The organism is Desulfofustis glycolicus DSM 9705 (assembly GCF_900130015.1).
Taxonomy (GTDB): domain Bacteria; phylum Desulfobacterota; class Desulfobulbia; order Desulfobulbales; family Desulfocapsaceae; genus Desulfofustis; species Desulfofustis glycolicus.
Map to the genome: position 1 here is coordinate 24,184 of NZ_FQXS01000037.1, position 13,415 is coordinate 37,598.

The following is a 13,415-nucleotide window of genomic DNA, read 5'->3' on the forward strand; positions in this document are numbered from 1 at the left end:
CGAGAACGACTCGCGTCTTCTCTGCGGCAAATGGAAATGACTGGCAATCGATGTCGGTCGTGTAAGGAGTGAACATGAAACAGGATTACCCAGTTATTCAATGTGACGTTTTGATAGCCGGTGGCGGCAGCGCGGGCGTTATGGCTGCCATTCGGGCAAAGGAACTGGATAAGGATCAACGAGTCATTGTCCTGGAAAAAGGGGATGCCAAATACTCCGGCTGCATCGCCCGTGGTATGGATGCCTTGAATATCGTGTCCATCCCTGGCATTGCCTCACCGGAACTGTACGTGGAAAGTAACAGCATCGCTTGTGAAGGCATAATGGATGAGCCGCCCAACCATATGATGGCGCAACGCAGCTACGGTGTTATGCAGCGGCTAGTGGATTTGGGGGTTTGTTTTCCCGTCGATGAAAACGGCAACTACGACATCCTGCAAGTTCATCCCAAGGGGAAATTCTGTGTGACCATGAAGGAGCCTGAGTTAAAGACGATTCTGCACAAGAAAATGATCGAGCTCGGGACTGAGGTGATGAACCGCACTATGGCCGTGGAACTGTTGAAAAACGAAGACCGCGTCACCGGCGTTATTGCCGTCAATGTCCGTACAGGGGAAATCTGCGTCATCCAGGCCAAGAGTGTGATCCTTTCCGCCGGGGGAACGGCGAGGTTTGGGCTTCCTAACAACGGCAATCTCTACGGTGTTTACGATTTTCCCGGAAACACAGGCGACGGCTACTGCATGGCATACCGAGCGGGTGCGGAGCTCAGCGGTTTCGAGTACACCCTGACGTACTATATCGTGAAGGACATCAACGCACCGCTGCTCTATATCACCCTCACGCGAGGGGCACACCTCTACGATGCCTATGGCAACCGCAAAGACAAGGAACACCCCTCCTTGCGGAGCTTGAATTACGAAGATGTGATCAACAGGTCCGGGCCGCTGCGCATCACCATGGACCATCTCGAGGAGGAGACCATCGCAGAAATCGAAAACCTGCTTTTCACAACCGAGAGACCGGCCTGTGAACGATTCTACGAGGGCCGGGGCATCAATTTCCGCAATCCCGGGTCTGACGGGGAGATCGAGCTGTGGGGCACCGAGGTGTTCCTGTGCGGCGGGCACGGTATAACGGGCGTGCGGGTCAACGAGAAAGCGGAGACAAGCGTGAGGGGTCTGTATGCGGCGGGGGATACCTCGCTGGTGGCCCGAGGACATCTCTCCGGTGCCTTTGTCTACGGTGAGATATCTGCCGAGAGTGCGACGGAATTTGCGCACACCGTCGACCATTGTGAGGTGGATACCGGGGCCGTCGATCGCTTCCTCGCCAAGCGTGCGGCCCGCCTCGCCCAAAGCGACAACCCCATTGCCATTGAAGAGTTTGAGTACAAGGTGCGCAGAATCATCAACGACTATCTGCGCGCGCCCAAAAATGAATACAAGCTGAAACGGGCGCTCTGGTGGATGAAGCGGTTTCGCGAGGAACTGTCGACAATGGTCTATATCAAGGACATGCATGACCTGTTCAAATCCTATGAGCTGGAGAATATAATTCAGTGTGCTGTGCTCAGTGCAACGGCTTCGCTGGAAAGAAAAGAAAGCCGCTGGCTGCCGTGGCATTACCGCACCGACTTCCCAGAAACCGATAACGAGCGGTGGCTGAAACATATCGTCCTGACGCAGGGAGAGCATCCCGACGATGTTGTGGTAGCCCACAAGGAGATCATCCGAATGGCAAAGGAGGAACTGACCAATGCCTGAAAATATGCTCACAGCACTTTCCGACAATATCGTCATAGACAAGGACAAGTGCATTTTTTGTGGCAAATGTATCGATACCTGTATCCTGGACAACCTGCGCATGAAGATAGCCCCCTGCACCAAGGCCTGCCCGCTTGGCGTGAATTGCCAGGGCTATGTGCAGCTCATTGGGCGCGGATTCGAGGAAGAGGCGTTGGAGGAAGTGGAAAAAAGCCTGCCGTTTCCCACCATCTTGGGCCGATTGTGCTCCGCCCCTTGTGAAGCGGCGTGCCATCGCCGGGCCGTCACTGGTGAGGCCGTATCCATACGAGCCCTGAAGCGGTATCTCACCGACCGGTTACAGGATCGGCAGCCGGTAACACCGGAAATCAAAGCGGCAACCGGCAAACGCTGCCTGGTCATCGGCGCTGGTCCAGCAGGAATGATGGCCGCATATGTGCTGCGCCTGGAGGGACACGATGTCACCATGATCGATGCTGCCGCGGAACCAGGCGGTATGCTGCGGTGGGGTGTTCCTGAGTTTCGGTTTCCCAAGTCATACCTGGACAGGGAAATCCATCGCCTGGAGCAGATGGGAATCGACATACAGTGCAATATGGCCGTGGGTCTGGAAGTCCAATTCAGTGATCTCGTCAAGCAGTACGATGCGGTGATCGTGGCGACAGGCTGCCCAGAGCCCAAGTATCTGGGTATGGACAATGAAAATGCCATGGGTATCACCCATGCCCTTCCCTTTCTGATCCAGATGCGCGCCGGCAGACCACCGGAGGTAGGGAGAAAAGTGGTGGTTGTCGGCGGTGGTGAAGTGGCTTTCGACGTGGCGCAGACAGCCTTGCGTCTTGGCGCCGAATCCGTCTCAGTCTATTGTCTGGAAACGCGGAACGAGCTTCTCGCCGACCCGCATATTGTCAGAATTGCCGAAAATGAGGGGGTTGTGCTGAATACCGGGTTCGGCCCCACGAGAATTCTCGTGCGCGATGGGCATTTCTGCGGGCTAGAACTGCACAATTGCACGCGGGTGTATGACGAGAACGACAACTTTTCTCCGCGGTTCGGTGATATAATTACGACATGCGAAGCCGACACACTGATTGTTGCCATTGGGCAAACCCGGACCCCTGGAGGGCTGATAAAAAAGGGCCTGCAGTATAATGAGCTCACCTATCGGCTTGAAGGGTACGACACCGTTTTTGTCGCCGGTGATTTCGCATCAGGCCCGGCCACCATCGTTGAGGGCATGCGTTCGGGACGAGAAGCAGCCATCTCGGTCATACGCTTGCTGCAAGGCCAGCATCTGAGCTATGAGCGAGCTTATGAGGGTCCTGTCGTGACCGAATATGCCATCTCCACTGACAGGGGGAGTGCACTCGAGCGGACAGCCATCCCGGTGCGCCATTCCAAAGGCCCTGGGGATTTTCATGAAGTTGAGCAGACGTTCTCCGAGGAGCAGGCGGCTGCTGAAGCCAGCAGGTGTTATTCGTGCGGTAGCCCCGTTGGCAGGTTCCGGACATGCTGGTTCTGCCTGCCCTGCGAGGTGGAATGTCCAACGGATGCCCTGTATGTTCAGATTCCATATTTGTTGCGATGACGCTATCGCTGCTTGAAAAATGGTGAAGAGTTGTTCAATGTAAATGATCTAGAAGAGGGAGGAGAGCTATGGTAAAGAGATTTCGTTTTTCCAGCCATGTCATCTTGTGTGTCTTCACGTTATGCATGTTCTTGGTTCCCTGTACCGCGCAGAGCAAGTATCCGGAGAAGCCGATCAACATCCTTGTGCCGCTCTCTGCAGGAGGGACGGCTGATTTGTTCATTCGTACCATCGCACCCTACATGGAGGAGTACCTGGGACAGCCGCTGATCATCATCAATCGTCCGGGTTCGGGAGGAGCTCTAGCAATTTCATCAGTTTATGGATCGAAACCGGATGGTTACACCATGTCTTTTGCCAATCTTCCAACGCTCGTCACCATTCCGCAGATGCGGGAAGTAACCTACAATCCTGAAGAGCTGGTGTACGTTGCAAGCCCCATGATTTACGAATACATCCTGTTTGTCAAAGATGACGCGCCATGGAACACACTGGAGGACTTCATCGCCGCCGCACGCCAGGCACCTGACACCCTGACGTATTCGACACCGGGAAACGGCACGACTAACCATCTTGCCATCGAGTGGCTGAGCAAGCGTGAAGGTATTCAAATGCGGCCAGTGCCCTTCCCTGGGAATCCGCAATCCATCTCTGCCGTTCTCGGCGGCCACGTGTCGGCGGTGAACGCCTCCACTGCAGCGGCCGTTTCCTCCTACCAGGCAGGTCTGCTGAAACCACTGGTGGTGTTGAGTGAGAAGCGCATCGCGCTTGTACCGGAGACGATGACCCTGAAGGATAAGGGGTATGATTTTTACCAGTACTCGAACCTCGGAGCGGTCTTTCCGCCCAACACCCCAGAGGAGTTCCGCAAAAAGATGGAGGACGCCATCCGCCATGCTGTCGAGCAGAAGGATGTGCAAGAAAAAGTTGCCAAAGAGCTGTTTATTACTATCGATTTCAAGGATGGCAACGCCTATCGCGCCAAATGTGAGGAGTACCGTGCCATCTGGGGCGCAATACTCAAGGACGTCGGTCTGCAAATGAAAAAATGAGGGGAAAAATCCACGAGGGTGGGGCGAAGGAAGATCCTTTGAACGTCATCTAGTGGGCATCGTCTCGGAAACCATATGCGGTGATCTGCCCCGGTTCCCTGATTTTATTGGTGCCGGGGCGACATGAGGCCGTCGACCGACGCAGCCAAAAGGGGCCAAGGAGGAGAGATGTGCTGAAGAACTCAGAAAACAGGGAGTTCCTGGTCATTGTTACCCTGCTCGCCTTTGCCTCGGCGAATGGCTTCTGGCTGATTCCTGAATTTGTCGTGGCGGAAGGCACCTCTGGTCATTACCCGATCCTGCTGAATTGGATCTTCGCTCTGCTCAGCACAGGGTATCTCATCGATCATGTAGTCACAAGAAAACAGAAGAAGGGGAAGGTTTCTCGTGCAGAAGACCAGGGCTATGTTCGTCCAGAGGTACCCGCCCCGCTGGAAAGCAAAGGTGTTGGCATATCCTTGCTGCACGGCATTAAGGTGGCCCTCATCCTGCTCTCGGTGTTCATCTGGGTGTTCCTCCAGGAAACCATAGGTTTCTTTTTCGCCACCTTTTGTTTTCTGTGTGCGACAACGCTCATCTACGGTGAGCGGAACTGGAAAAAAATCATCATTTTCAGCCTTGTATTCCCCTTGGTTGTCTTGCTTGTCTTTCTTTTGCTCAATGCCACCCTGCCGACTGGCATCGTGGAGGAAACCCTGCGCAACCTGGTGAAATAGAACGGAGATAACCTATGCTGGACATTTTCTTGCAGCTGTGGGAAGGTTTTCTGATGTCGTTCACCCTGGCGAATATCCTAGGTATCGCGGCAGGATACGGAGTGGGCATCATCGCCGGCTCCATTCCGGGCATCATGGGTGTAACCGCCATGGTGCTCATTCTGCCGTTCACCTTTACCATGCCGCCACTGTTTGCGATCGCGGCGATGATGGGAGTGTACAAGGGGGCCTGCTTCGCGGGTTCGATCACGGCAACACTGTTCAACATCCCCGGCACGCCGGAGGCCGCCGCAACTGCTTTCGACAGCTATCCTATGTCGCAGTCTGGTCAGCAGGCGCGTGCTTTGGAGATCGCCTTGTGGGCATCGGTGATCGGCGGAACGTTGAGCAATTTTATCCTGGTCTTTTCTGCCGCACCGCTGTCTGCTATCGCCCTGAAGCTCGGCCCTGCCGAAACTGCGGCCTTGATCCTGTTCTCCTTGACCGCGGTTATCAGCCTGCTGGGCAATACGCGTACGGATATATGGAAAGGGGGGCTGTCAGTGGTGATCGGCCTGATGATCGCCACCGTCGGTCTTGATCCCATGGAGTCGACGCGGCGGTACGTTTTTGGCTTGACCGAGCTGGACAATGGCATTCCCTTTGTTCTGGCGGTGATCGCCTTCCTGGCATTTGCAGAGGTGCTGGAGCAGGTTGGGCAGATGACAATCATAAGCTTGAAGAAAAGTGGGGAGAAGGCAAAGCAGATTCCTTACAGTTGGAAAGGCCGATGGCAGGATCTGAAATTTTGCGGCAAGGAATTGTGTCGGGCATCGCTACTGGGCTCCTTGTTTGGCGCGATGCCCGGCATCGGTGCTGCACCGGCGGCATTTGTGGCATATGGCGAAGCGAAAAGGGCCGCTAAGGATAACAGCCTGTTCGGTAAAGGTGACCCTCGCGGAATTGCGGCCCCCGAAGCAGCGAACAATGCTGTTGCGGCCTCTTCCCTGATTCCTCTTGTTACCCTGGGTATCCCAGGCAGCGTCGCTGCTGCGGTCCTCTTCGGGGCGTTCATGGTGCAGGGCATGATGCCAGGGCCCATGCTAATGCGCGATAGCCCAGAAACCTTGTACGGTTTGTTCGCCCTCTTCATCATGACTGACTTCATAGGCGGATTCTGTGTGGCACTCCCCTTCCTTGCACTGGTGAAACGGATCTTCGTGACACTCAATTATTCCCTGCTGTTCCCCGCTGTGATCGTCTGTTGCGGCATCGGTGTGTATGCCGAAGAGTTCCACGTGTTTTCCATTGTGCTCCTGGGTGTTCTCGGCGGCTTCGGTTTTCTGCTGCACCGCAACGGCTTCAATATTCCTGCCCTCGTTTTGGCCCTGATTCTTGGACCGTTTCTCGAACGCCAGACCCGGACGGCGATGCTGATATCCGGTGGCGATCCGATGATATTTCTCACCAAGCCGATTTCTGCAGGGCTGCTTTTCCTGGCCGTCGCAGCCATTGCCTGGGCATTCTGGAAGCGGATGAAAAAAGGTTCATCCGGATAAAGCGTACTTTTCAGGGGTACGGGAAAAGATCCGGTGAAGCGTATTGATTCCAAACGCTATTCTTCGGCCCCTTCGCCTCTCCGGTCCGAGATGGGGACGCTTGAGTCGGATGAATCTGGAAAAAAAATATTAAAATTCCTGCCGCATAGCGATCACAGCATATAGCAGTGCCTCAGTCGGCCTAAGTGACGCATACCCCCAGGCAAACGCTGTGGTGCGCATTGTATGTGATCCCTGACTATCAGTATATTATCGTATGTTCAGGTGGCGCGGAGATGGCCGTCGACATCGCCATCTTTCAGCGTCAACGGTCCGCTGACCATGTCCATGCCGTAGACTTTCTTCATGGTTTCGAACGAGATCGACCACCAGACGGCGGACACCTACCGGGCGATACTCAAGCGGTTGCCACCTAACATGAAGAAACTGCCGAAGTTTCGTGGTAAGTCCGTGCGACAGATCCTGGCGCTGAAACCGAAACACCCCTTGAGCGACACCTCGGTCAATAAGTACATGCGGCGAATATCGGCGCTGTTCAACTGGGCCGTCGATCGCGAACTGGTTACCAAAAATTACTTCCGCCGCAAACCGATCCAGGAGAGTCAGCGAGTCAACGAAAAGCGTGATATGCTGACGGCCGACGACCTCGCCGCCCTGTTCAACCCGGAACGATTCCACGCTGAAGCGGACCAGCCGTTCAAGTTCTGGACGCCGCTGATAGCCCTGAATACCGGGGCACGACAGAACGAGATAGCGCAGCTGGATGGTGCCGATGTTCGCGAAGTACATGGCGTCTGGTGTTTTCGGTTCGTCACGGCGAAACAGAAAAAGCACACGGAGCGGATCGTGCCGATCCATTCGAGGCTGATTGAACTGGGCATCGCCGAGTGTGCGGCGAAGCAACCGGGCAAACTATTTCCGGAGCTGCACGAACGGCGGGATGGATACGGGCAAATGGTGTCGAAATGGTACAACCGCTATCGGCGGCTGTGCGGCATAACGGCCGTCAGGAACAAGGACTTCCATTCGTTTTGCCACACGTTCTCGACCGAGTTGTTTCGCGTCGGCGTGAATCTGACCTTGATCGCGGGGCTCGACGGTCATGTTACCGGGGACGGCAAGCGACGGACGACGACCGAGGAGGTGTGTATCAAGCCGAGTGATGTGAAGATGCTGCGGGAGGTGGTGGAAAAGCTCGATTATGGCGAGGCGGTGGCGGTGGGGAGGTTTGGAGGAGAGGGATAGGGTGGAGGGGTACGAACGACATACTTGATCTGGCATTCTTGATGATGGATGTTCGCAATTAAGTCCAAAGATTTTCAAACGTTGTTTCATGGAAAATATGAAAGGGGAGAGTTTTGTCCCAGAGCTCCACATCGTAGTAGTTAATAATTAGATTTTACAGGTAATTTTGATTCTCATTTGGTACCCTAACTCAGAAAAGGTAGAGAATTGCTCGCGGCACAGATAAACTTTTCTATGAAGGCGGGTACCAATGAAGTCCGATAAAAAGATACTTATCGATACCTATGTCTTTCTTTTAACCTTGTTTCTTTTTTTCAGCTTCGTTCCTGGCTCTGTGTGCGCCCAAGACAGCAACCCGCCTGAGGCTGTTTTTGACCGGTGGAAGTCTATCCTTGATGGTGTAGGGGTCGAGGCGAGCATTTCTCAGGACGGCCAGGACACTGGTATCGGAGCGAACGCATCAGGTACCAACACTGGGCAGTCGCAGTTTCTCGAATTCCTCAAAACGACCGAACAGTCAACCCCGTACGCGATGGACCCTGTCGGTGTCACGGTTGACGCCATCAAGAACAGGAGCTCGATTAAGATCCAAGGGCTGACTTTCTTCGAGGAAAACTCAAGGCGCGTTAAAGCATTTGCTGGATCACCGGAGAAATCGGCCGGGGCAATGGAGGTGCTCGCCACCTTGCAGACGTTGCAGCATCTGATCGACTGTAAAAACAGCGGCACCTCACCTCGCGCGTGCGCGAAGACCTACATCCTGAACAAAGCATCGGCCCGGGCTATGTTCGAAGTCCTGAAATTGACCGGAACCGCCACCTACGGGGTGGTCTTCTCTTTAGTCTATGCCGATTACGTGGCCATTAAAAATATCATGAAGGCCTATGAGGTCACTGCCGGTATGTGGGATGACTACGAAAAGGCCATAAAGCAACAGGCTGACAACGACATTTCGGACGTTTCCAACTGGGATGGAAGACTCAGTAAATTGGATGAGATTATAACGCTTTTTGAAACACAGTATATCACCGCGCAGGAACAAATTGCCGACCGACTGCTCCATTCCTGGGCCGAAAGTGACAACCTGATTCGCACCGTCAAGACCGAGGTGAAGCCCGCATTGAATGCGGCGTTGGAGAATTACCGTTCAGGTGACTTTGCGGCGAAAGCGGAAGAGCTTTGCCCGATGGCGGCTTGGGTTTCCCAAGCCAGTGCAAACAATGAAACCTGCGCCGAACTTATCTCCCGGGCCGGACAGCAGACGGGGACCATATCACTTCATGAAACCTACGATTCACAGGCGCTGGTTTCTCAGTATCGTGATGTCTGCCATCAGGAAATGTCCGACTGCAGAAAGGCATTGGACCAGTTGCGGGAGGAGGCTAACAACCCGCAAGACCTGAGTGCACTGCTGCTTCAGTTCGATAAGGCCGACCAAACGCTTTTGTCTGCAGAGCGTTCTCTGCGGGAATACGAGAAAAATGCTCGTAATATTCAAGGTCGCCTGCAGAACCTCACGACATTTCTCTTCTCCCGTATCGACGAGGTTGTCTGGGATCCCCCATCGGATCGTATCAGGGCGATGACCAAAATCAAGGGGATGGCGAACCGCATCACTGCCTACAAACCCTCTCGCCTGCCTTTTGACTCGATGCAGGGCTATTCTGAGTCCCTTCGGGATTTGCGTTCGGACATGAATTTCCTGATGGAGATTCCCGAAAAAATAATTGCCGAACGAGACCGGCAGCTGGCCAAATTGGAAGCGTATAAAAAAACGTCGCTTGATGTGGCGTCTGGCTGTACAAGCGCCGGAAAACTGGAGCAGTGCATTGCCGAATGTGACGATTTCGAACACACCTATGCGGCTCAGCAGGGCAGAAAGGATTACCCGGCAGCCCTCGCCTCGCTTGCGCAGTTGAAACAACATGGTTGCCCCTTCTCTGATGATAAAGAAGTTGAAGTGACAGTTCCGGACGTACGGGGGATGACCGTGACGGAAGCGGGTGCACGATTAGCCCAACACACCCTGCGCATGATTGTCGATTATCAAGGAACCACCCCGGATCAGGATGAATCCACGTTTATTCGTAACCAACGTCCAGGGGTGGGGGCCTCGGAACCTGCAGAAGGTGTTGTTACCGTTGACCTGTATCGATATGACCCGGACGCCGCGCCGACTCCCTGTGTAACCCTTAAAAAACGCTATCAAAATGCGATGGCTACTACATCGCCGGCACCGGAGCTCGGGAAAAGCATTCTAGCCTCCGCGGATCTTGCTCGCTGCTACTGGCGGGAAAGCGCTCGAAAACATTTTGATGAATCTATCTCCAAGTTAGAAGCATTTCAGAAAGAAGAAGCCGCACGAAAGGAAAAATTCTGCGGTGAACTCCATCGGAAATATAAGGAGAAGATGGCGACCAAGGGGAACCCGGTTGATTTCGATCAGGGAAGGGCGATTCTCAACCAGGCCGAGCAATGTGATTGGCATGATCGGGCTAGGAGCCACTATGCCCAATCTGAAGCCAAAAGACTGCAGGTGCAATGTGACGAATTGGCGAGTAACTTCGAAACCGCCGCTGTGGAGGCCAATAAAACCCTGGACCCATCTGGGTTGCAGGCCATTCTCTCCTCTGCCCGGCAATGCGAATGGCATGACAGAACCGCTGCGATGATGCCCTGTGTCGAGGGAGAATACAAAGGATTGCGCGCCTTCAACAGTGGCAATATGGAGACGGCGGCACACTGGGCCTGGTGGGGTCAATCGAAACAATGCGCCTATGCTGCCCGGCTTTCTTCGCTGATAGACAACAGGAAGGCGGAACTGGAAGCGCAGAAGTATTGTCAGCAGCTGGCCCAGAAATTCGATGATTCTATCGATCAAGCTAATAACAGCCTTGATGCGTCGCCGTTGCGCGCCGTTCTTGATGCCGCCAAGGGATGTTCCTGGGCTACGGAGGTCAGCGCAAGAATGCCCTGTATCGAAGGCGAATATGACGCCTTGCGAGCTTACAACAGTGGAGATCTGCAGAATGCCGCGGCTTGGGCAACCTGGGGAAGAAACAACAATTGCACGTACAGCGATAGGGTAGAAGGGTTGATTCAGCAGCGGGTCGCCATGCTGCAGCAGCAACCCACTCAGCCGGCGCCAGGGTTCTGGGATACATTCGGTCAGTCGCTGGCTCAGGGGTTGGAGCAATACAATCGGCACATGGACGCTCAGACGCAGCAGCAGATGCAAAACTATATGACCCAGTATTTCCAGCAGCAGGCGCAAAAAAAGCGTGGTTCTTCCATAGCTCCGCGGGTGGCACCGGTTCAGCACCACCACCAACAACCTCCCCCCACTGCCGGGCCAACTTGCGCCCAGATGAATGCGCAGATGCTTGCCGCCTGCCGCTCGGGGGGCGCAAGTCCTGCGCATCTTGAATCACGCTATAAGCAACTGGGATGCCAGCCTTCAGGTGAACTTAATCAGTGCATAGGTCAAGAGGTTGAGAAAGCTCTTCAAGATTTTCGCGACTGGGCAAGTGATCCAAATCTATTTAAAGTACGCTGAGCTTACTGATACTACCGTAATCTCAAACTAAAATACACCATCAGAAAAGGAAGAGAACGCGATGAATGTACCGTTTCATACTTTCTGGATAATCATTTTACTCTGTCTTGTTTTCTTCTATCCAGTCCCGACACGGGCGACCTGGGACGACCAGCAGACTGGAGAGTTTTTCCAGGACCTCGAAACCAAAACTATTCAATTAACCGAGGCAAAAGACGTAGCGGCATTGCGGCACCTTCGCAGAAAGGTGCTGGCAGCCTTCAGTCCCGGCCAATTGGACGAGAACTGGCGTCCAATGGCTCTCTATTTCCGTGGATGCATCGAAACGGCTATCGCTTTCAGTATAGATGACCAACAGGAAAAGGATAGTTTCTTCTCAAATGCCATGCAGAGTTTTTCCCAATCGGCGGTTGATATACCAGGCTATTGCATGAATTGTTATATGCAGGCATTAATTCTTTACGAGCACTTCGATGAACCAGAGGAGGCGCTGATAAAAATCGAGCACGCCGTAAAACTCTGTCCCGGTGATCAAGGAGTCCAAAAAATGCAAAAATATATTACCGAGGGAATTGCGGCAAAGTCAGCCGCAACCAACAGCTCCTCATCCCCGGCAATACCCGACAAGGGCAAGCAGGCCGTCCCCGAACCAGCTCCCAGTGGAGGAAGCCGGGTGTTCGAACCTATTCCGTTTGAATGAGAAGTGGCACCGATTTCTTGAACAGAATCGGGTCATTGTTTAGGTGGCTCCTGGCAGGATTAGCCTCTTGCAAATACACGCAAATTGGAAAATGGGGGACAGGTCACGTTTTTTGACTTTGTGTCCCTAATGTGTCCCGAAGCCGTGCATGAATCCTAATTTTACTGCCTGATCAATGGTTCGACTCCCGCCGCCTCCACCAATTACTTGATATCATTGAGGAAATAGCAAATCCTCAGACTGAAAGCCCATCTTATCCACTCTCATTATCCACAAGGTAATGACCGAGGAGGTTAGAATGGGCTTTTATGTTTCGCAACCGTTGTACTTGTATCAGACACCTTCCGGGTACATCTTCCGCTTACGTGTTCCAAATGACCTGAGACCGGTTGTCGGCAAGACCGAGTTTCGGTATTCTCTACGCACTGGTGCTCTGAGAACGGCCAAGTACCGTGCTCGGGCGATGGCAGCTTATATCCAGCAATTGTTCATGAGGGTGAGAAGTGGGATGTCGGAGTTAACACAGGAGCAAATTCAGCGGCTGGTTCAGAAATACATCAGGGAGACCCTGGCGAACGACGAGCAGTGCAGGGCTGTGTCTGGGCCGACGGCCAGTGGAACGACAACCCTGGAGGGAATGACCCTGCTGGAGTCATCGGACATGAAAGCTCCAGAAGCCTGCTCATTGCTCGAATCGGTCAACAGGTGGCTCAGGCATCAGGACCATTCGCTGATGCAGCCAGTGGCCGACAGGATCATCAGAAGGGAGGGACTGGAGGTGGATCAGGTCAGCCCTGAGTATCTCAACTTTACCCGTGAGCTGATGAAGGGTTTCCAATCGGTGCTCAATGTGAGGATCAAGCGGGCAGAGGGGGATTACTCACAGACTGATGAGGATCTGGTTCCTGTCTTGAAACAGCAGGTTGTAAATCAGCGTGCAATAATGACCCCCTGAGAGCCGGAATCAGCGTCGAAAATTGACCCCCTATGGTATCCCTCCATGGTCAAGAATTGACCATGGAGGGAGGGGGATGCTGATAGTGGAGACGATCGCCAAGATACGCCGATATCATTTCGTTGAGGGCAAGAAGATCAAACAGATTGTCCGTGACCTGCGGATATCGAGAAACACGGTTCGTAAGGTCCTGCGCAGCGGGGCAACCGAACACCGCTACGAACGGGACACACAACCGGTGCCGAAGCTGGGACCGTTTACAGAGCGTCTTGAAGCGCTGCTGGAAGAAGACGCCAAGC

At 53.7% G+C, this 13,415-nt stretch carries 9 protein-coding genes and 1 pseudogene; all 10 read left to right on the plus strand.

From position 1 onward, the window contains the following. The first annotated feature begins 74 nt into the window (after nt 1-74). Entirely contained in the window at nt 75-1,766 is a 1,692-nt protein-coding gene (locus BUC26_RS20020; RefSeq protein ID WP_073378970.1) for an FAD-binding protein, read from the plus strand. 100 nt (nt 1,767-1,866) lie between these two features. Next, a complete protein-coding gene (locus BUC26_RS20025; RefSeq protein WP_161949902.1) occupies nt 1,867-3,354 on the plus strand; it encodes an FAD-dependent oxidoreductase in 1,488 nt (495 codons plus the stop codon). 68 nt (nt 3,355-3,422) lie between these two features. Next, nucleotides 3,423-4,406 carry a tripartite tricarboxylate transporter substrate binding protein gene (locus BUC26_RS20030; protein ID WP_073378973.1) on the plus strand — a complete coding sequence of 328 codons (984 nt, stop codon included), beginning with the start codon at nt 3,423-3,425 and terminating at the stop codon, nt 4,404-4,406. 170 nt (nt 4,407-4,576) lie between these two features. Beyond that, the gene (locus BUC26_RS20035) at nt 4,577-5,122 is read left to right on the plus strand and encodes a tripartite tricarboxylate transporter TctB family protein (protein ID WP_073378974.1); all 546 of its coding nucleotides are present in this window, start codon (nt 4,577-4,579) and stop codon (nt 5,120-5,122) included. A 14-nt stretch (nt 5,123-5,136) separates the two neighbouring features. Beyond that, entirely contained in the window at nt 5,137-6,660 is a 1,524-nt protein-coding gene (locus BUC26_RS20040; protein ID WP_084540805.1) for a tripartite tricarboxylate transporter permease, read from the plus strand. A gap of 345 nt (nt 6,661-7,005) precedes the next feature. Next, on the plus strand, nt 7,006-7,905 hold the full coding sequence (locus BUC26_RS20045) for a site-specific integrase (RefSeq protein WP_073378976.1): 900 nt from the start codon (nt 7,006-7,008) through the stop codon (nt 7,903-7,905). A 250-nt stretch (nt 7,906-8,155) separates the two neighbouring features. Beyond that, entirely contained in the window at nt 8,156-11,461 is a 3,306-nt protein-coding gene (locus BUC26_RS20050) for a PASTA domain-containing protein (RefSeq protein WP_073378977.1), read from the plus strand. Nucleotides 11,462-11,522: 61 nt separating this feature from the next. After that, nucleotides 11,523-12,161, plus strand: a complete 639-nt coding sequence (locus tag BUC26_RS20055; RefSeq protein ID WP_073378978.1) for a hypothetical protein — start codon at nt 11,523-11,525, stop codon at nt 12,159-12,161. Between the two features lie 298 nt (nt 12,162-12,459). Then, nucleotides 12,460-13,116, plus strand: a complete 657-nt coding sequence (locus BUC26_RS20060) for a DUF6538 domain-containing protein (protein WP_073378980.1) — start codon at nt 12,460-12,462, stop codon at nt 13,114-13,116. Nucleotides 13,117-13,192: 76 nt separating this feature from the next. Then, nucleotides 13,193-13,415 (plus strand): annotated as a pseudogene (locus tag BUC26_RS20065) (IS21 family transposase); the annotation flags it as partial.